This is a genomic window from Pseudomonas sp. NBRC 111139 (genome assembly GCF_001753955.1).
Classification (GTDB): domain Bacteria; phylum Pseudomonadota; class Gammaproteobacteria; order Pseudomonadales; family Pseudomonadaceae; genus Aquipseudomonas; species Aquipseudomonas alloputida.
In genome coordinates this window covers 1-18,797 of record NZ_BCBP01000035.1, presented here as the reverse complement: position 1 = coordinate 18,797, position 18,797 = coordinate 1, and the positions used below count along the sequence as shown (strand labels likewise).

General features: G+C 63.5%; 20 protein-coding genes and 1 pseudogene. 10 read left to right on the top strand and 11 right to left on the bottom strand.

Annotated elements, in window-relative coordinates; genetic code table 11:
- Nucleotides 1-6: 6 nt before the first annotated feature.
- Complete coding sequence (locus BJQ17_RS14085; RefSeq protein ID WP_019752691.1) at nt 7-1,437, bottom strand: coniferyl aldehyde dehydrogenase; 1,431 nt, start codon at nt 1,435-1,437, stop codon at nt 7-9.
- 151 nt (nt 1,438-1,588) lie between these two features.
- On the opposite strand from BJQ17_RS14085, the gene BJQ17_RS14080 reads away from it, so the two are divergent.
- Together BJQ17_RS14080 and BJQ17_RS14075 are read left to right on the top strand one after the other, a co-directional pair.
- Nucleotides 1,589-2,254, top strand: coding sequence for a TetR/AcrR family transcriptional regulator (locus tag BJQ17_RS14080; RefSeq protein ID WP_003249070.1), 666 nt, complete (start codon nt 1,589-1,591; stop codon nt 2,252-2,254).
- A gap of 35 nt (nt 2,255-2,289) precedes the next feature.
- A complete protein-coding gene (locus BJQ17_RS14075; protein WP_070096187.1) occupies nt 2,290-3,144 on the top strand; it encodes a sulfurtransferase in 855 nt (284 codons plus the stop codon).
- Nucleotides 3,145-3,196: 52 nt separating this feature from the next.
- Here BJQ17_RS14075 and BJQ17_RS14070 read toward each other — a convergent pair whose 3' ends face one another.
- The 4 genes from BJQ17_RS14070 to BJQ17_RS14055 all read right to left on the bottom strand — a co-directional run bounded on the left by BJQ17_RS14070 (nt 3,197) and on the right by BJQ17_RS14055 (nt 7,771).
- Nucleotides 3,197-4,189 (bottom strand): hydrolase, encoded by a 993-nt coding sequence (locus BJQ17_RS14070; RefSeq protein WP_070096186.1) that lies wholly within the window; start codon nt 4,187-4,189, stop codon nt 3,197-3,199.
- A gap of 141 nt (nt 4,190-4,330) precedes the next feature.
- Nucleotides 4,331-4,933, bottom strand: coding sequence for a 16S rRNA (guanine(966)-N(2))-methyltransferase RsmD (gene rsmD / locus BJQ17_RS14065; protein WP_003249075.1), 603 nt, complete (start codon nt 4,931-4,933; stop codon nt 4,331-4,333).
- The gene (locus BJQ17_RS14060; RefSeq protein WP_070096185.1) at nt 4,933-6,423 is read right to left on the bottom strand and encodes a pitrilysin family protein; all 1,491 of its coding nucleotides are present in this window, start codon (nt 6,421-6,423) and stop codon (nt 4,933-4,935) included. Before BJQ17_RS14060 ends, rsmD begins: the two co-directional genes overlap by 1 nt.
- Nucleotides 6,416-7,771 carry a pitrilysin family protein gene (locus BJQ17_RS14055; RefSeq protein WP_070096184.1) on the bottom strand — a complete coding sequence of 452 codons (1,356 nt, stop codon included), beginning with the start codon at nt 7,769-7,771 and terminating at the stop codon, nt 6,416-6,418. The genes BJQ17_RS14060 and BJQ17_RS14055 overlap by 8 nt, the downstream gene beginning before the upstream one ends.
- A gap of 231 nt (nt 7,772-8,002) precedes the next feature.
- Here BJQ17_RS14055 and ftsY point away from each other — a divergent pair, with 231 nt between their 5' ends.
- From ftsY to rpoH, 4 genes are all read left to right on the top strand, one after another.
- The gene (gene ftsY, locus BJQ17_RS14050; protein ID WP_070096183.1) at nt 8,003-9,487 is read left to right on the top strand and encodes a signal recognition particle-docking protein FtsY; all 1,485 of its coding nucleotides are present in this window, start codon (nt 8,003-8,005) and stop codon (nt 9,485-9,487) included.
- A 2-nt stretch (nt 9,488-9,489) separates the two neighbouring features.
- Nucleotides 9,490-10,161 carry a cell division ATP-binding protein FtsE gene (gene ftsE, locus BJQ17_RS14045; RefSeq protein ID WP_003249079.1) on the top strand — a complete coding sequence of 224 codons (672 nt, stop codon included), beginning with the start codon at nt 9,490-9,492 and terminating at the stop codon, nt 10,159-10,161.
- The gene (gene ftsX / locus BJQ17_RS14040) at nt 10,158-11,183 is read left to right on the top strand and encodes a permease-like cell division protein FtsX (protein WP_003249081.1); all 1,026 of its coding nucleotides are present in this window, start codon (nt 10,158-10,160) and stop codon (nt 11,181-11,183) included. The genes ftsE and ftsX overlap by 4 nt, the downstream gene beginning before the upstream one ends.
- A 111-nt stretch (nt 11,184-11,294) precedes the next feature.
- Nucleotides 11,295-12,149 carry an RNA polymerase sigma factor RpoH gene (rpoH, locus tag BJQ17_RS14035; protein ID WP_003249083.1) on the top strand — a complete coding sequence of 285 codons (855 nt, stop codon included), beginning with the start codon at nt 11,295-11,297 and terminating at the stop codon, nt 12,147-12,149.
- 293 nt (nt 12,150-12,442) lie between these two features.
- Here the strand turns inward: rpoH and mtgA are convergent.
- Nucleotides 12,443-13,188 (bottom strand): annotated as a pseudogene (gene mtgA, locus BJQ17_RS14030) (monofunctional biosynthetic peptidoglycan transglycosylase).
- A 29-nt stretch (nt 13,189-13,217) separates the two neighbouring features.
- On the opposite strand from mtgA, the gene BJQ17_RS14025 reads away from it, so the two are divergent.
- From BJQ17_RS14025 to trmB, 4 genes are all read left to right on the top strand, one after another.
- Entirely contained in the window at nt 13,218-13,589 is a 372-nt protein-coding gene (locus tag BJQ17_RS14025; RefSeq protein ID WP_010955645.1) for a DUF423 domain-containing protein, read from the top strand.
- A 102-nt stretch (nt 13,590-13,691) separates the two neighbouring features.
- Complete coding sequence (gene thiS / locus BJQ17_RS14020; RefSeq protein ID WP_003249090.1) at nt 13,692-13,892, top strand: sulfur carrier protein ThiS; 201 nt, start codon at nt 13,692-13,694, stop codon at nt 13,890-13,892.
- A gap of 54 nt (nt 13,893-13,946) precedes the next feature.
- Entirely contained in the window at nt 13,947-14,759 is an 813-nt protein-coding gene (locus tag BJQ17_RS14015) for a thiazole synthase (protein WP_003249091.1), read from the top strand.
- 9 nt (nt 14,760-14,768) lie between these two features.
- Entirely contained in the window at nt 14,769-15,491 is a 723-nt protein-coding gene (gene trmB / locus BJQ17_RS14010) for a tRNA (guanosine(46)-N7)-methyltransferase TrmB (protein WP_003249093.1), read from the top strand.
- A gap of 208 nt (nt 15,492-15,699) precedes the next feature.
- Here the strand turns inward: trmB and BJQ17_RS14005 are convergent, their stop codons facing one another.
- The 5 genes from BJQ17_RS14005 to metW all read right to left on the bottom strand — a co-directional run.
- A complete protein-coding gene (locus BJQ17_RS14005) occupies nt 15,700-16,026 on the bottom strand; it encodes a DUF3392 domain-containing protein (RefSeq protein ID WP_003249095.1) in 327 nt (108 codons plus the stop codon).
- Nucleotides 16,027-16,035: 9 nt separating this feature from the next.
- Nucleotides 16,036-17,211 (bottom strand): radical SAM family heme chaperone HemW, encoded by a 1,176-nt coding sequence (hemW, locus tag BJQ17_RS14000; protein ID WP_003249098.1) that lies wholly within the window; start codon nt 17,209-17,211, stop codon nt 16,036-16,038.
- On the bottom strand, nt 17,208-17,804 hold the full coding sequence (gene rdgB, locus BJQ17_RS13995) for an RdgB/HAM1 family non-canonical purine NTP pyrophosphatase (RefSeq protein WP_003249101.1): 597 nt from the start codon (nt 17,802-17,804) through the stop codon (nt 17,208-17,210). Before rdgB ends, hemW begins: the two co-directional genes overlap by 4 nt.
- On the bottom strand, nt 17,801-18,235 hold the full coding sequence (locus BJQ17_RS13990) for a DUF4426 domain-containing protein (RefSeq protein ID WP_004575481.1): 435 nt from the start codon (nt 18,233-18,235) through the stop codon (nt 17,801-17,803). Before BJQ17_RS13990 ends, rdgB begins: the two co-directional genes overlap by 4 nt.
- A gap of 22 nt (nt 18,236-18,257) precedes the next feature.
- On the bottom strand, nt 18,258-18,797 hold a 540-nt coding region (gene metW, locus BJQ17_RS13985), incomplete at its 5' end, for a methionine biosynthesis protein MetW (RefSeq protein WP_070096182.1).

The window sequence follows — 18,797 nt, the reverse complement described above, 5'->3', positions numbered from 1 at the left end:
CGATCCTCAGCGGATGAACAGTTTGTAGACCAGGCGCTGCAAGGCTTTGCCATAAGGCGGGTAGATCAGCCGTGCGGCGTTGAAGCGTTGTTTGGCAAGTACCGCCTTGGCCTTGCTGAAGGTGAGGAAGCCGTCATGACCATGGTAGTGGCCCATGCCTGAAGGGCCGATGCCGCCGAAGGGCAGATCGTCCTGGGCAACATGCAGCAAGGTGTCGTTCAGGCACACACCGCCGGAGTGGGTGTGACGCAGCACATGCTCCTGGGTGCGGCGGTCATAGCCAAAGAAGTACAGCGCCAGTGGGCGTGGGCGCTGGTTGATGTAGGCCAAGGCCTGGTCGAGGCCGTCATAAGGCACTAACGGCAATAGCGGGCCGAAGATTTCGTCTTGCATCACCTGCATGCTGTCGTTCACGTCCAGCAGCAAGTGTGGTGGCAGGCGCCGGCCCTGAGGGGCTTCGCCTGGGTACAAGTCGAGTACTTGCGCGCCTTTGGCGCGGGCATCGTCCAGCAGGTGCTGCAAACGCTGCAACTGGCGCGGGTTGATGATGGCGGTGTAGTCGGGGTTGTCGGCAATACGCGGGTACAGTCGGTGCACGGCGCGCTGGTAGGCGTCGCTGAAGGCGGGCAGCCGTTCGCGCGGCACCAGTACGTAGTCGGGGGCGACACAGGTTTGGCCGGCGTTGAGGGTCTTGCCGAAGGCGATGCGCTCGGCGGCGCTGTCCAGCGGCACATCCTCAGAAACAATAGCGGGGGATTTGCCACCCAGCTCCAAGGTGACCGGGGTCAGGTTGTGTGCGGCAGCCTGCATCACCTGGCGGCCCACACTGGTGGCACCGGTGAACAGCAGGTGATCGAACGGCAGGCGGGCGAAGGCCTGGCCCACCTCGACCTCACCGAGCACAACGCTGACCAGGTCTGTGGGGAACACACGCTCGAGCAGTTGCTGTAGGGCCAGGCCAGTCGCGGGCGTGGCCTCGCTGAGCTTGAGCATGACCCGGTTGCCGGCGGCCAGGGCGCAGGTCAACGGGCCGATGGCGAGGAACAGCGGGTAGTTCCACGGCACGATGATGCCGACCACGCCCAAGGGTTGATAGCGCACCTGTGCGCTGGCCGGCTGGAACGCCAGGCCGACGCGGCGTCGGCGGGTGCGCATCCAGCTTTGCAAGTGCTTTTCGGCGTGGCGCAGGCCCTGTACCGACGGTAGCAGTTCGGCCAGCAAGGTCTCATCGGCGCTGCGCCCGGCAAAATCCTGGCTGATGGCTTCGATCAGTTCTGCCTGGCTGCTCAGCAAGGCTTCACGCAGGCTTTTCAGCCACTGGCGCCGCTGCGCCGCTGGTGGCAGCGGGTTACCGGCAAAGGCCTGGCGCTGGGCCGCGAACGTCGTTGCGAGGTCGAGGTCGAATTGCAGAGGGGGCAAGGCACTGGGCGAGTTCATGTTGGTGTCGAGTCCGGGCCGGGGTTGCCTAGAGCCTATACTCTAATTTGTACCATGGTGCGAATTTTTCCATGCCGCTCAACGGTGCATTCCATCTGTAATACGCCGTAAGATAAACCTTTGATGAAAGCCCGCAGACTGGGAGCTGAGCATGGCCCCGCGCATGAAGACCCGAGAGCGCATCGTGCAGAACAGCCTGGAGCTGTTCAACCAGCAGGGCGAACGCAGCGTCAGTACCAACCACATTGCCGCGCACATGGAAATCTCGCCCGGCAACCTGTATTACCACTTCCCCAACAAGCAGGCGATCATTGCCCTGTTGTTCAGCCAGTACGAAGCGCTGGTGGACAGCTTTCTGCGCCCGCCGCAGGGCCGCGCGGCAACCGTGGAAGACAAGCGCTTCTACCTCAAGGCCTTGCTGGCGGCGATGTGGAACTACCGCTTCCTGCACCGTGACCTGGAGCATCTGCTGGACAGCGACGCCGAACTGGCCGCCCGTTACCGGCGTTTTTCCGAACGCTGCCTGCGCCAGGGCCAGGCGATCTACCGCGGCTTTGTCGAGGCAGGGATCCTGGCCATGGTGCCGGCGCAGATCGAATCGCTGACCATCAATGCCTGGATCGTGCTGACATCATGGGTACGTTTTCTCAGCACCACGCGTGAACATTCCGCGCACTTGGGTGAAGAAGCCTTCAAGCGCGGCGTCTATCAGGTGTTGGTGCTGGAGCTCGGTTTCGTCACCGACAATGCCCGTCCTGCCGTGGACGCGCTGTGTCAGGAATTCCATGTACCGTTCAACCAGGCTCTGGAGCACTAGCCCAGGGCCCTAGTGCCATCGATCAGGAGATTGTCATGCCCCTTGCGCAATTGATCACCCCGCAGCAGTTGGCCGAGCGTCTGGGCTCGCCCAAGTTGGTGATCCTCGACTGCCGCTTTGCCCTCGAGGATGTGGACTATGGCCAGCGCAGCTATGCCCAGGGGCATATTGAGGGGGCGCATTTTGCCGACCTGGACCGGGATCTCAGCGGACCGGTGAGCAAGGGGCGCACCGGGCGCCACCCGCTGCCCGATGCCCAGCGGCTGGTCGAGCGCCTGCGAGAGTGGGGCCTGAACAACGACAGCGAGGTGGTGCTGTACGACGACGGCCCCGGCGCCTTTGCCGCTCGCGCCTGGTGGCTGCTGGTCTGGCTGGGCAAGCGCAGCGGTGTGGCGATTCTGGACGGTGGCCTGAAGGCCTGGCACGCGGCGCACCTGCCGTTGAGCCTGGACCCGCCGCCCAAACGTGAGGGCACTTTCAGTGGTGAACCTGACGCGAAGCTGCTGATCGATGCCGACCATCTGGGCAAGCGCCTTGGTAGTGCAGACCTGACCTTGATCGATGCGCGTGCCTTGCCGCGTTTTCTCGGTGAAGTGGAGCCGATTGACCCGGTGGCAGGGCATATTCCCGGGGCCCAGTGCGCGGCGTTTACCGACAACCTGGGGGCTGACGGGCGTTTTTTGCCGGCGGATCAGCTAAAGCAGCGTTTTGCCGAAAAACTGGGTGGACGGGCGCCGGAGCAGTTGGTGTCTTATTGCGGGTCTGGGGTAACCGCTTGCCATAACCTGTTTGCAATGGCCCTGGCGGGGTACCCGCTGGGCAAGCTGTATGCGGGGTCGTGGAGCGAGTGGATCAACAATCCGCAGCATGCTGTGGCCACCGGCGAGTAAGCAGATCGGGTTAAATCTCTGTGGGAGCGCGCAGCCTTTACGCATTCGAGCGCTAGCTACCGTCCACCAGCCACTGCGGAATCCGTCGTTCCAGGTAGTACCCCGGACTTCGCAGGCTGCCATCGACAAAGCCCACATGCCCACCGCGGTCATGCAGTTCGAAGCGGGTTTGTGGTGACAGTTCACGGGCCGTCGGCAGGCTGTGGCTGGACACGAAGGGGTCATCGCTGGAATGGATGATCAGCGTTGGCGTGCGGTTCTGGCCAAGGAAGAAGTGGCTGGATGAGCGACGATAGTAGTCGTGCGCATCGCGAAAGCCATTGAGCGGTGCAGTGACTTTACCGTCGAAGTCCCAGAATGTGCGCAAGTTGGTGAGTTGGCCCAGGCGCTCCAGTGTCGCCAGCTGTTCATGCTGGCCCTGGTCGTGGAAGTGCCGCTGCTTGAGCTGAACATACGCCAGCATCTCGCGCATGAAATGCGCCTGATACACCTTGGAGAACCCTTGGCCGATACGGTCGGCACAGTGGTCCAGGCGAAAGGGCACCGAAACTGCAGCCGCTGCCTCCAGTTGGCTGGCGACGCCGCTCTCACCCAAGTATTTCAACAATACATTGCCACCCAGCGAATAACCCACTGCATACAGCGGCGCCAGCGGGCGCTGGGCGCGAAGATGGCTGACAATTTCCGCCAGGTCTTCGCTGGCGCCGGAATGGTAGCTGCGCGGCAACAGGTTGGGCTCGCCTGAACAACCCCGCCAGTTCACTGCCACGCTGGCCCAGCCGCGACCTTGCAGCGCTTGCTGCAAGCCTTTCACGTAGGGCGAGTGAGACGAGCCGGTCAGCCCATGCAGCACCAGTACCAGTGGCGCATGGGGTTGGTGCGGGCCATGCCAGTCCAGGTCGATGAAGTCGCCGTCAGCCAGCCACAGTCGTTCGCGGTCACGCTGCAGCTCAGGCAGCTTGCGCCAGAGTGGCCCCCACAAGGTCTGCAGGTGGGGATTGGACAGGCCGATGGCCGGACGGAATGTGGCGTTGGGGCTGGGCATGCTGGGTGGCTCATGATGTGCCTTGCTAGCTTGCCACGAAACAGCGCCACAGTACCTGCGCCATTGGTGGGAGTGAAGGTGCAGCTCCAAGCATGGCACAGGTGGGGTGTGGCAACCCATTACACCCCACCCGGCGGGTAATCAGCCCCGCTGCCAGAGTGCGTAGTGCACCTGGCCGGTCTTCTTCTCGCGGTGCAGGCGCCAGTTGCCTGGCAGTTGCAAGGTCGAGGGTGCCGCTTCGCTTTCGGTGTAGACCCAAGCCTGCTCGCTCAGCCACTGATGCTGCTCCAGCATGTTGCAGGTGTTGGCCAGCAGGTCCTGGTGGAACGGCGGGTCGAGGAACACGACATCGAACTGCTGCTTGGCCGGGCCTTGCAGGTAGCGCAGGGCGTCGGTTTGCAGAATTTGCCCGCGGGGACAGCGCAGGATTTCGAGGTTGTTCTTCAGGTTGGCGATGGCCGCAGGGTTGCTGTCCAGCGCCACGGCATCCTCGGCCCCACGGGACAGGGCTTCGAGCACCAAGGCACCGCTGCCGGTGAAGGCGTCCAACACGCGGGCGCCCTCGATGTAGGGTGCCAGCCAGTTGAATACGGTTTCCCGTACGCGGTCAGGCGTTGGCCGCAGGCCTTCGCCTTCCGGCACCGCCAGGCGGCGGCTGCGCCACTCGCCGGCGATGATGCGCAGGTGGCCCTGGCCCTTGCTTTGGCCCGCTTGCGGGCGGGCGGGAGGGGTGGATCTTGGCATTAGTGCTCCGGTACCCCGAGCGGTTGCTCGGAGGGCTTGTCAGTGGGTGCTGGCAGCGGTTTTTGTGGCACTTTCGGGCCAACGGTGACGATCACCAGTTTATCGGCTGACAGGTGTTTGTTCATGGCTGCCTTGACCTGTTCGACGGTAAGGGCCTGGGACTGTTGCATGAAGTCCTCTAGCCAGGTCAGTGGCAAGTTGTAGAAGCCGATCGCGCCCAATTGGCCGACGATGCTGGCATTGCTGGCATTGGACAGCGGGAAGCTGCCGGCCAGCTCGCGCTTGGCATCGTCCAGTTCCTGTTGGGTAGGGCCCGTCTTCAGGTAGTCGGCGAGAATGCCTTGCACCAGCTTGAGCGTACCTTCGCTGAGCTCGGCTCGGGTTTGCAGGTTGATCATGAACGGGCCGCGTACCTGCATCGGGCTGAATACCGAGTAAACGCCGTAGGTCAGGCCACGCTTCTCTCGCACCTCGCTCATCAGCCGGGTACCGAAGGCGCCACCCCCAAGGATCTGGTTGCCCAGCGACAGGGCAGGCCAGTCCGAGTCCTGGCGGTCGATCCCCAGTTCGGCCAGCATCAGGTGGGTCTGCTTGGACGGGAAGTCGATGTGGGTCAGGCCGGCCTTGGCGTCTGTGGGTTGGGCCGGTGCGGCCAGCGCAGGGCCCTTGGGCAGGCCAGCCGACACCTGGGCGGCGATGGCTTCGGCCTCTGCACGGCTGAGGTCGCCGACCAGGGCGATTACCGCATTGCCGCCGGTATAGGCCTTGGCGTGGAACGCGCGCAGCTGGGCAAGGCTTATGCCCGTGATGCTCTCTGCGGTGCCGTCGCTTGGGTGGGCGTAGGGGTGGTCGCCATAGAGCTTGCCGAAAAGGGCCTTGCCGGCGATCTTGCCGGGGTTTTGCTTCTCATATTCGAAGCCAGCCAGCATCTGGTTCTTGATGCGCTTGAGGGCATCCTCGGGGAATGTTGGCTTGCCCGCCACCTCTGTAAACAGTTTGAGGGCCGGTTCGCGCTTGTCCTTGGTACTGAGGCTGCGCAGCGATGCGACGGCCATGTCGCGGTAGGAACCGTTGCCAAAGTCTGCGCCCAGGCCTTCGAAGCCCTCGGCGATGGCGGTGACGTCCTTGCCGGCCACGCCCTCGTTGAGCATGGCGTTGGTCAGAGCGGCCAGGCCTGGCGTGCCGCCGTCCTGGCTGCTGCCGGCAGCGAAGGTGACGCGCAGGTCGAACATGGGCAGTTCGCGGGCCTCGACGAACAGCACCCGGGCACCTTCGGCGGTGTTCCAGTGCTGGATGTTCAGCTGACGCCGGCTGGGTGCCTTGCCATTCAGTTCGGCCAGCGACTGCAAGGTGTTGGCCGGGCGGGCTGCGCTGCTGTCGGCCTTGGCAGCGTTATCGGCCATGGCCGGAGCGGCCAGCACTGCCGCCAGTGCCAGGGCACGAATGCCCGTGACCAGCAGGGTTGGGCGTGGTGCGCGGCGATCACTCATGGGCGTACTCCTCGGGCAGTACATGGGCAACGCTCAGGCGTTCGCGGGTGAAGTAGGTGCGCGCGGCGTTCTGGATGTCCTGCGGGGTGACGCGCTTGAGCTCGTCCAGTTCGCTGTCGATCAGCTTCCAGGACAGGCCGACGGTTTCCAGCTGGCCGATGGTGGTGGCCTGGCTGCTGATGGAGTCGCGGTCGTAGACCAGGCCGGCGATGACCTGGGCGCGTACGCGTTCCAGCTCTTCGGCGCTGGGCGGCGTGCTCTTGAGTTCTTCAAGCAGCTGCCAGATGCCTTTCTCGACGTCGGCGAGGGTTTTCTGCTTCTGCACATTCGGCGTCGCCGAGATCAGGAACAGGCTGTCGCCGCGGGTGAAGGCGTTGTAGCTGGACGACGCGCCGGCCACCAGTTCCTGGCCACGCTCCAGGCGGGCCGGCATGCGGGCGCTGTAGCCGCCGTCGAGCAGTGCCGAGATCAGGCGCAGGGCATGTACCGTCCGAGGGTCCTTGGCGGTGGGCAGACCGGGCACGTTGAAGCCGTAGATCAGGCTTGGCAGCTGGGTTCGCACGTGCAGGGTCAACTGGCGCCAACCAGGCTCGGCCAGCTCCAGAGGCAGCTTGGCTGGCGGTACGGCGCGTTTGGGAATATTGCCGAAATACTTCTGCGCCAGGCCTTTGACCTCGGCGGCGGTGACATCACCGACCACCACCAGGGTGGCGTTGTTGGGGGCGTACCAGGACTCGTACCAGTGGCGCAGTTCCTCAACTTTCATGCGCTCGAGGTCGGCCATCCAGCCAATGGTCGGCGTGTGGTAGCCGCTGGCCGGGTAGGCCATGGCGCGGAACAGCTCGAATGCCTTGGCATTGGGCTGGTCGTCGGTGCGCAGGCGGCGTTCTTCCTTGATGACCTCGATTTCGCGGCTGAACTCGTCGGCAGGCAGGCGCAGGCTGGCAAGGCGGTCCGCCTCCAGTTCCAGGGCTACTGGCAGGCGGTCGCGGGCCAGCACTTGGTAATAGGCGGTGTAGTCGTCGCTGGTGAAGGCGTTTTCATCGGCGCCGAGGTCACGCAGAATGCGCGAGGCCTCGCCGGGTCCGACCTTGGCGCTGCCCTTGAACATCATGTGTTCCAGCGCATGGGACAAACCGGTCTGGCCCGGGGTCTCGTAGCTGGAGCCGACCTTGTACCAAATCTGCGAGACCACCACCGGGGCGCGATGGTCTTCGCGGACCACGACCTTCAGGCCATTGTCGAGGATGAATTCGTGGGTGGGTTGCACATCGGCGGCAAAGGCCGCGAGCGGCAGGCAGAGCGTGCCGAGCAACAGGCCAGCGGCGCGGCGGGCTAGAGCGTTCATACGGTGTTTAACCTGTTCGGCGGCCCGCTGGGTTTAGCGTCGGCGGGCCAGGAGGTGCTAGGATACTGATCCGGTTGCCTGGCGACCATGCCTGTCGCCGTTCTGGCCCACAGGACACTAAGTCAAAACGTTGCGCATGAACCAGCCGGCTTCAAGATAGTCTGTTCTGCGTAGAGAGAATTCCCGATTGGCCATAGCTGGCCTATCGCTACCCTGAGATAGCCGTCTTCCATGTTTGGTTCCAACGACGACAAAAAAGCGCCGGCCGAGGCTGGTGAGAAGAAAGGCCTGTTCAGCTGGTTTCGCAAGAAGCCGCAGCCACCTGCGGGAGCGGGCGTGCCCGCGCATGAGCCCCCCGTTGTCGAGCAGTCTGCAGCCGCTCCGGTCGAGGGATCTGCCGCCGAAGCGCCACAGGCCCCCGAACCCGTTCAGGCCCCTGCTGCCCCACAGCTGGCTGAGCCGCAGCCGGTCGCCGCACCGGCCCGGCCCCCGGTAGTCGAGGCCCCCGTCCCTGAACCGGTTGCGTCGCAGCCGTTGCAGGCGCCTGAGCCAGAGCCGGTCGCATCCCAGCCGCTGGTGGCACCTGCACCGCAGCCGGTTGCGTCCATGCCCTTGCAGGCGGTCCCTGTCGAGTCTGCCCCTGTCGAGGCCGCAGCGCCGGTCAGCAACCTGGTGCTACCGGTTGCCGAAGAGCCCGTGGCCCTGGTGCCGGACCTGGAGCCGAAGGCACCGCCCGCAATCCCGGAACGCGCGGCACCCGCCCCTGTTGCTGCACCCGTCGAACAGGCCAAGCCCGGCTTCTTCGCGCGCCTCAAGCAAGGCCTGTCCAAGACCAGTGCCAGCATCGGCGAGGGCATGGCCAGCCTGTTCCTCGGCAAGAAGGTCATCGACGACGACCTGCTCGACGAAATCGAGACGCGCCTGCTGACTGCCGACGTGGGTGTGGAGGCTACCTCGGCCATTGTCCAGAACCTGACCCAGAAGGTCGCGCGCAAGCAGTTGGCCGATGCCGATGCCCTGTACAAATCGTTGCAGGAAGAACTGGCTGCGCTGCTGCGCCCGGTCGAGCAGCCACTGAACGTACAGGCCCAGAACAAACCCTATGTGATCCTTGTGGTTGGCGTGAACGGCGCCGGCAAGACCACCACCATTGGCAAGCTGGCGAAAAAGCTGCAACTGGAAGGCAAGAAGGTCATGCTGGCTGCCGGTGATACCTTCCGCGCCGCCGCGGTCGAGCAGTTGCAGGTGTGGGGCGAGCGTAACCAGATTCCGGTGATCGCCCAGCACACGGGTGCCGACTCTGCTTCGGTCATCTTCGATGCCGTGCAGGCCGCCAAGGCCCGTGGCGTCGACGTGCTGATCGCCGACACTGCAGGCCGCCTGCACACCAAAGACAACCTGATGGAAGAGCTGAAGAAGGTCCGCCGGGTCATCGGCAAGCTCGACGTTGAGGCGCCGCACGAGGTGCTGCTGGTGCTTGACGCCGGCACCGGCCAGAACGCCATCAGTCAGGCCAAGTACTTCAACCAGAGCGTCGAGCTGACCGGCCTGGCCCTGACCAAGCTGGACGGCACGGCCAAGGGCGGGGTGATCTTCGCCCTGGCCAAGCAGTTCAACATCCCGATCCGTTTCATCGGCGTCGGTGAAGGCATCGACGACCTGCGTACCTTCGAAGCCGAGCCGTTCGTCAAGGCTCTGTTCGCCGAGCGAGATTGACCATGATCCGATTCGAGCAGGTTGCCAAGCGCTATCCCAACGGTCATGTGGGGTTGCATGAGCTGAGTTTCCGGGCGCGCCGGGGCGAATTCCTGTTCGTCACCGGCCACTCGGGCGCAGGCAAGAGCACCCTGCTGCGCCTGTTGCTGGCCATGGAGCGCCCGACCAGCGGCAAGCTGATGCTGGCAGGGCAGGACCTGGGCCAGATCAGCAATGCGCAAATCCCGTTCCTGCGCCGGCAAATCGGCGTGGTGTTCCAGAACCACCAGTTGTTGTTCGACCGCACCGTGTTCAACAACATTGCCTTGCCGTTGCAGATTCTCGGCCTGTCCAAGGTCGAGATCGCCAAGCGCGTGGACTCGGCGCTGGAGCGCGTGTCGCTGTCCGACAAGGGCGAGCTGTTCCCGGCCGACCTTTCCACCGGGCAGCAACAGCGGGTGGGTATCGCCCGCGCCATCGTTCACCAGCCGGCTCTGCTGCTGGCCGACGAACCCACCGGTAACCTCGACCCGCGCCTGGCTGCAGAGATCATGGGCGTGTTCGAGGACATCAACCGCCTGGGCACGACGGTATTGATCGCCAGCCACGACCTGGCACTGATCGCGCGCATGCGCCACCGCATGCTGACCTTGCAACGCGGCCGCTTGATCGGCGATGGGGAGGCCGGGCAATGAACACTACACGCACGCCGAAGGTTTCCGAGCGGGTCGCACCGAAACCGGCCGATCCGCAACCTGCGAAGAAAAAGCGCGGTGAAGACGATGATGGCCCGGACTTCCGCACCCTGCTGCATGCCTGGCTGGAAAGCCACCGTGCCAGCTTGGCCGACAGCCTGCGCCGCCTGGGCAAGCAGCCGATCGGCAGCTTCTTCACTTGCCTGGTCATGGCAGTGGCGCTGAGCATGCCGATGGGCCTGTCCTTGTTGCTGAAGAACGTCGAGCAGCTGGGCGGTTCGTGGCAGCGCGCTGCGCAGATTTCGCTGTACCTCAAGCTTGATGCCGGCAGCCGCGATGGCGAAGCGCTGCGCGACGAGATCAAGGGCATGCCTGGCGTGGCGGACGCCCAGTATGTCAGCCGCGAGCAGGCCCTGGAGGAGTTCCAGCAGCAGTCCGGCCTGGGCGAGGCCTTGCGCGAACTGCCAGACAACCCACTGCCGGGTGTGGTGGTGGTAACCCCGACCGAGGTCGACAAGCCGGCCCTGGACGCCTTGCGTCAGCGCCTGGCGGAGCTGCCGCGGGTGGACGTGGCGCAACTGGACCTGGTCTGGGTCGAGCGCCTGGCAGCCATCCTCAAGCTGGGTGATCGCTTCGTCTTCGGCCTGGCCGTGATGCTGATTTCTGCCCTGCTGTTAGTAATCGGTAACACAATTCGTCTACACATTGAAAACCGTCGTATCGAGATCGAAGTGATCAAGCTGGTCGGCGGCACTGACGCCTACGTGCGCCGGCCGTTCCTGTACATGGGCGCCCTGTATGGCCTGGGCGCAGGCCTGCTGGCGTGGGGTATCCTGGCGTTTGGCCTGAACTGGCTGAACGAGGCGGTGGTAGGGCTTTCCGGGCTGTATGGCAGTGACTTCGCCCTGGGCGGCGTTCCGGCTTCCGATGGTCTGTCGCTCTTGATCGGAGCAGTGTTGTTGGGGTATATCGGTGCATGGATTGCAGTCGCCCGCCACTTGAACGAGCTGGCGCCGCGATAGTGTTTACGTGCCAGCATTGACATTTTCTTCACTGCGGAACTTGTACCGTCGTTCCAGGTCAATGTTGGCAGCGCCCACAAGGTGCGAGTTTTGTAAGTCGGAGGTTCTTGAATGACCACATCGTTGCAACCTGCCTATGCCCTGGTACCCGGTGCAAACCTGGAAGCCTATGTGCACACGGTCAACAGCATCCCGCTGCTGACGGTCGAGCAGGAGCGTGATCTGGGCGAGCGTCTCTATTATGAGCAGGATGTCGAGGCCGCTCGTCAGATGGTGATGGCCCACCTGCGTTTCGTCGTACATATCGCCCGTAGTTATGCCGGCTACGGGTTGGCCCAGGCTGACCTGATCCAGGAAGGCAATGTCGGCCTGATGAAAGCCGTCAAGCGCTTCAACCCTGAAATGGGTGTGCGCCTGGTGTCGTTCGCTGTGCACTGGATCAAGGCAGAGATCCACGAGTTCATTCTGCGCAACTGGCGCATCGTCAAAGTGGCTACCACCAAGGCTCAGCGCAAGCTGTTCTTCAACCTGCGTAGCCAGAAGAAGCGCCTGGCGTGGCTGAACAACGACGAAGTGCATCGCGTGGCGGAAAGCCTTGGCGTCGAGCCGCGCGAAGTGCGCGAGATGGAAAGCCGCCTCAGCGGCCAGGACATGGCCTTCGATCCGGCAGCGGAAGCTGACGACGACAGCGCCTTCCAGTCGCCTGCGCATTACCTGGAAGACCACCGTTACGATCCGGCGGTGCAGTTGGAGGATGCCGACTGGAGTGACAATTCCACCAGCAACCTGCACGAAGCGCTGCAGGGCCTGGACGAGCGTAGCCGCGACATTCTCTACCAGCGTTGGCTGGCGGAAGAAAAGGCTACGCTGCATGAACTGGCAGACAAGTACAGCGTATCGGCTGAGCGTATTCGCCAGCTGGAGAAGAATGCGATGAACAAGGTCAAGGCACTGATCGCTGCCTGATCGAGTCTGGGTTGTAAAGAAAAGCCGCTGGCCCTATGGGGTGAGCGGCTTTTTTGTTTGTGCTGGCTTTGCCGGCCTCTTCGCGGGTAAACCCGCTCCTACAGGGGATGCGGTTGCCTGTACGCGCGGGTCTGCCCGCGAGGAGGCCGGGGATGCGGTTGCCCGTAGGCGCGGGTTTGCCCGCGAGGAGGCCGGGCACGCGGTTGCCCGTAGGCGCGGGTTTGCCCGCGAGGAGGCCGGGCACGCGGCTGCCCGTAGGAGCGGGTTTACCCGCGAAAGGGCCGGGCCTGCATTCAAAGCTTTCTGGATGAGTCCAGCTGCATCAGGTAGCTGGGCCCGCCCAGCTGGCTCATCTGCCGGCGAATCCAGCCGGCCCGGCTGGCCACGTAGGCACTCGGCCGGCTGGCACTCCATTTGATGGGGCTAGGCAGCACCGCAGCCAGCTGCGCCGCCTGCTGGCGGCTGAGCCGGCTGGCGTCGACACCAAAGTGATAACGCGCCGCCGCCTGGGCACCAAACACGCCCTTGCCCCACTCGGCGCTGTTCAAATAGACCTCGAGAATCCGCTCCTTCGACCAGAACAGCTCAATCAGTGCGGTGAACCAGGCCTCCAGCCCCTTGCGAAACCAGCTGCGGCCTGACCACAGAAACAGGTTCTTGGCCACTTGTTGGGTCAGGGTGCTGGCGCCGCGAATGTTGCCACCGCGCTCGTTGTGGGCCAACGCCGCCTGAATGGCCGGGAGGTCGAAGCCCCAGTGGTTGGCGAACTTCTGGTCCTCGCCAGCAATGACTGCAACCTTGAGCTCATCGGAGATGTTCTCCCATGGCTCCCAGTCGCGCTGCAGGTCGATCGGTTCACCATTCACCCAAGACTGTACCTTGCGCTCGACCATCAGCGCCGTGCCGGGCGGTGGTACCCAGCGGAACACCAGCACCAGCACGATGCTGCCGGCAACGAACCAGAGTAGGGCGCGGGAGAGGCGACGGATAAGCGTTGACAGCATGTCGATGGCTTGGCCCTAAGGGTGGAAGGGGCCATTATACAGACCCGATACAAGGAGTCGTCCCATGCTTCGCAGCTTCCTGATGCTTGCCGCCTTTTTTGGCTTTACCGGTGTCGCCCTGGGCGCCTTCGCCGCTCATGGCCTTAAAAACCGGCTGACGGCTGACTACCTGGCAATCTTCCATACCGGCGTGACTTACCAACTGGTCCATGCCTTGGCGATCTTCGGCGTTGCGGTGCTCTCGGCGCACCTGCCCGGGCGCCTGGTCGGGTGGGCTGGCGGCCTGTTTGCGTTGGGCATCGTGCTGTTCTCTGGCAGCCTGTACCTGCTGACCCTCAGTGGCCTTGGCAAGCTTGGCATCATCACCCCGATTGGTGGCTTGTGCTTCCTTGTCGGCTGGCTGTGCCTGGGCCTGGCAGCCTGGCGGCTGGGCTGACCGAGTGGTCCACAATCACGACTAATGGCGCGCACCGCCCTTGGGTTGCAGGGCGGTTCGGCGCTAGAATGCTGGCCCCAAAGAACAATGGTGGCCGTGCGCATGCGCATTAAATTGAACGGTGAACCTTACGAACTGCCTGCCGGCGAAAGCGTTGCAGCCCTGCTGGCGCGCCTGGAACTGACCGGGCGCCGTGTTGCAGTGGAACTGAACCTGGATATCGTGCCGCGTAGCCAGCACGACAGCACGCTGCTGAATGACGGCGACCAGGTCGAAGTGGTCCACGCCATCGGTGGCGGCTGACAGCAGCCCGGCGGTTCACAAGCAAGCCCTGCAACCTTTTCCCGAGGAACAACGATGAGCAACGTTCGTAGCGACAAGCCCTTCACCCTGGCCGGGCGTACTTTCCAGTCGCGCCTGCTGGTCGGTACCGGCAAGTACCGTGACATGGAAGAAACCCGCCTGGCCACCGAGGCCTCGGGTGCCGAAATCGTCACTGTCGCTGTGCGCCGCACCAACCTTGGCCAGAACGCGGGCGAGCCGAACCTGCTCGATGTACTGTCGCCCGACAAGTACACCATCCTGCCGAACACTGCAGGCTGCTTTGACGCGGTGGAAGCGGTACGCACTTGCCGTCTGGCCCGCGAACTGCTCGATGGGCGCAAATCGCACGAGTCCCGGACGCTGGTGAAGCTGGAAGTGCTGGCCGACCAGAAAACCCTGTTCCCCAACGTGATCGAAACCCTCAAGGCCGCCGAAGTGCTGGTCAAGGAAGGTTTCGATGTCATGGTCTACACCAGCGACGACCCGATCATCGCCCGTCAGCTGGCCGAAGTCGGCTGTATTGCGGTCATGCCGTTGGCTGGCCTGATTGGCACCGGCCTGGGTATCTGCAACCCCTACAACCTGCAGATCATCCTGGAAGAATCCAAGGTGCCGGTGCTGGTCGATGCTGGCGTGGGTACCGCATCCGACGCCACCATCGCCATGGAAATGGGCTGTGAGGCAGTGCTGATGAACTCTGCCATCGCCCACGCCCAGCAGCCGGTGCTGATGGCTGAGGCCATGAAACACGCCATTGTCGCGGGTCGCATGGCCTACCTGGCCGGCCGTATGCCGAAGAAACTCTATGCCAGCGCCTCTTCGCCGCTGGATGGTCTGATCAAGTAAGAGCAACTGATGACTGAATCGCACGATACGCCGATCACCCCCGACGGCGAAGCCCGCCCACACCGCCGCATCAAGAGCTTCGTGATGCGTGCCGGGCGCATGACCGAAGGCCAGCAACGCGGCCTGGACCAAGGCGGCCCGCTGTACATCCTGCCACTGGCTGACAGCCCGGTGGACTACGACCAGGTGTTCGGCCGTTCGGCTCCGCGCACCTTGGAGATCGGTTTCGGCATGGGCCATTCCCTGCTGGAAATGGCCGCTGCCGCACCTGAGCAGGACTTCATCGGTGTGGAAGTGCACCGCCCGGGTGTTGGCGCGCTGCTCAATGGCGTGCTGACCCAGGGGCTGAAAAACCTGCGGGTGTATGACTGCGATGCCATCGAAGTGCTGAACCGCTGCGTGGCGGATAACAGCCTTGATCGCCTGATGCTGTTCTTCCCAGACCCATGGCACAAGGCGCGTCACCACAAGCGCCGCATCGTCCAGCTGGAGTTCGCCGAGCTGGTACGTCGCAAGCTCAAGGCTGGTGGTGTGTTCCACATGGCCACCGATTGGGAGCCGTATGCCGAGTACATGCTGGAAGTGATGAGCGCCGCTCCTGGCTATCGCAACCGTGCGGCAGACGGCACCTATGTGCCGCGCCCCGAAGAGCGCCCGATCACCAAGTTCGAACGCCGCGGTGAGCGGCTGGGGCACGGGGTGTGGGACTTGAAGTTCGAGAAGGTCGATTGAGCGGCTGATACGGCTTCTCGATGTGCCGATGCTTGCAGGAATGCAGGCGAAAAAAACCGCCTTGAGAAGGGCGGTTTTTTCTTTGTAGGAGCGGGTTCACCCGCGAATACGGTAGTGGCGGCAACGGTGAACGGCGGGTGGAGATTGGCCAGCAGGGCCGGCCCTTTCGCGGGTGAACCCGCTCCTACAAGGGCCCGGGGCCATTGGCTCAGCCTCGGCGATCCGCCACCACGCCAATCAATACCAGCACCACCAGCAACACAGGCGCCAACGCATAGTTGTTGAACTGGCTGAGCCCCTTCACCACCCACGGTGTGGCATAGATCAGCGCAGCACCGCTGCCGATCATGACCATCAGCGCCATGAACGGCACGCGCAGGGCGCCCGCGAGGCCGCCCAGGCGCTGCTCGGCCCAGGCTTTGACATCGGTGCCGAACAGCACCAGCAGGCAGCCTACCAAGGCCAGTGAAATCTCCGACAGGTTGCTGCGGCTCCAGCGGGAAACCGTCGCGAGCAGATCAAGTACCAGATCCATGGGTCATCCTTAGGTCAAGAAATACTGCAGCAGGTCATTGAGGAACAACTGGCCCCTCGGCGTGGCTACCAGTCGATCCGGTTCGACCTGCAAAAGGCCCTTTTGTTCGGCGGCACGGCGTGCTTCCTGCAGCTGTGACAGTGGCAAGCCGGTGCGTTGGGTGAACAGTTCGGCTTCCACGCCATCGGTCAGGCGCAGGGCGTTCATCAGGAACTCGAACGGCAGTTCATCGACTGGCAGCAGCTTCTCGCCGGCCTTGAACGGCTTGGCCAGGTTCAGGTAATCCTTGGGCAGGCGGGTCTTCCAGGTACGCAGGATGCGCCCGTCGGCAAAGGTGAGCTTGCCGTGAGCGCCAGCGCCAATGCCGATGAAGTCACCGAAGCGCCAGTAGTTGAGGTTGTGGCGGGCGGCGCGGCCTGCCTGGGCGTAGGCCGATACCTCGTACTGGCGGTAGCCGTGCTCGGCCATCAGCGCTTGGCCGGCTTCCTGAATATCCCAGAGGATGTCGTCTTCGGGCAGCTCTGGCGGCTGGTTCCAGAACACCGTGTTCGGCTCCACGGTCAGCTGATACCACGACAGGTGTGTCGGCCCCAGATCGATGGCCTGGCGCAGGTCACCCAGCGCGTCGTCCAGCGACTGGTCGGGCAGGCCGTGCATCAGGTCCATGTTGAAATTGTCGAAACCGGCCGCGCGCGCCATGTCGGCGGCCCGAACCGCTTCGTCGCCATTATGGATGCGCCCCAGTGCCTCCAGCTTGGCTGGCTGGAAGCTCTGCACGCCGATCGAAAGACGGTTGATACCGGTCTGCCGGTAGGCCTTGAACTTGTCCTGCTCGAAGGTGCCCGGGTTGGCTTCGAGGGTGATCTCGATGTCTGGCGCGAACGGAATACGTTGCTCTATGCCACGCAGTAGCCGGCCAAGGGCGTTGGCACTGAACAGGCTTGGCGTACCGCCACCGAAGAAGATCGAGCTGATCGGGCGACCTTGTACGGCAGCCAGTTCCTGGTCGAGGTCGTCGAGCAGGGCTGTGACGTAGGCATCTTCCGGTAGTTCAGGCCCGGCTGCGTGGGAGTTGAAGTCGCAATAAGGGCATTTGCGTACGCACCACGGAATGTGGATGTACAGCGCCAGCGGCGGCAGGCTGCTAAAGCCTGCCGCGCCGGGGGGCGACAGCATTTCGATCATGCCAGGCCCAGACGTTTGCGCAGCAGGGCCATGGCACGGGCGCGGTGGCTGAGCTGGTTCTTGTCTGCTGGGGCTAGATCGGCGCTGGAGCAGTTGCGCTCCGGTACCCAGAACAGCGGGTCGTAGCCAAAGCCCTGCTCGCCGCTGGCCTCGAACAGGATGCGCCCGTGCCACAGGCCTTCGCACAGGATCGGCAATGGGTCGTCGGCGTGGCGCACCAGCGCCAGAACGCAGACGAACTGTGCACTGCGCTCAGCTTCAGGCACGTCTTTCAAGGCTTCGAGCAGCTTGGCATTGTTTGCCGCGTCACCTTTGCCGTCGGCATAACGCGCCGAGTAGATGCCCGGCGCGCCGCCGAGGAAGTCCACTGCCAGGCCAGAGTCATCGGCCAGGGCCGGCAGGCCGGAAATGCGGGCGGCGTTGCGCGCCTTGAGGATGGCGTTCTCGACGAACGACAGGCCGGTTTCTTCCGGCTCCACCTGGCTGAACTCACCAATCGAGTGCAGTTGCACGGAATGGCCGAGCATGGCCTGGAGTTCCTTCAGTTTGCCGGCATTGTGGCTGGCCAATACGAGTTGCTGGAAATTCATCATTCGCCTGGGAACACTTCCTGGTTGAAGCTGAGAGAGTTGCTGATGCCGCCGGTTTCGATGGTCAGGTCGAAGGTGACGGTTTCTGGTTGTTCGATCTTGAACTGGGCGATGTAGTACACCGCGCCCGGTTCGGTAATCTGCGTGAACGACAGCGGGCTGATGCGCCCGGTCAGGTCTCTGACCTTACCGCTGACCAGTGCTGGGGTGGGCTTGCCGGCCTTGAGTACGGCAATGTTGAGCACGCCCTGGTTCTTGCTGCGAACCAGGCCGGTGGCCGCGGCCACCTCGGGTGTGAGCATGCTCGAGGTGAATGCGCTGTAGTGCACCGTCACGTCGCCAAATACCTCCTTGCGCTCGGGGCGTGCGGCATCGGCAGCCAATACTGGCAGGGCCAGGCACAGGCTGATCAGGAACAGGGCTAGGCGACGCATGGTGCGATTCCTCCGGTGGGCGTCAGACCGCGAGCTGATGCTCTTGCAGGCCCGGACTGCTGACGCGGTAGATGCCGATCTCACCTAGAAGATTAGGCCATAGCCGGCCACCCCACCCGTTGCGGTGCAAGTGGTCGACCGCCAGGCGGTCGAGTACCTTGGCTCGGCGTTCGTGCACAAGTTCTTCGAAGTCGGCGAAGGTGCAGAAGTGGATGTTCGGCGTGTTGTACCAGGTATACGGCATGAAGTCCGATACCGGCATGCGGCCTTTGGTCGCCAGGTACCAGCGGCAGCGCCAGTGGCCGAAGTTCGGGAAGGTGATGATGCACTGACGGCCCACTCGCAGCATTTCGTCGAGGATGCGGTCGGGGTATTCCACGGCCTGCAGGGCTTGGGTCATGATCACCACGTCGAAGCTGTTGCTGGCGAAGTTGCCCAGGCCTTTGTCCAGGTCCTGTTCGATGACGTTGACGCCCTTGGCCACGCAGGCGGCGATATTGTCGGCGTCGATTTCCAGGCCGTAGCCGGTGACCTGTTTGCGGTCACGCAGCGAGGCCAGCAG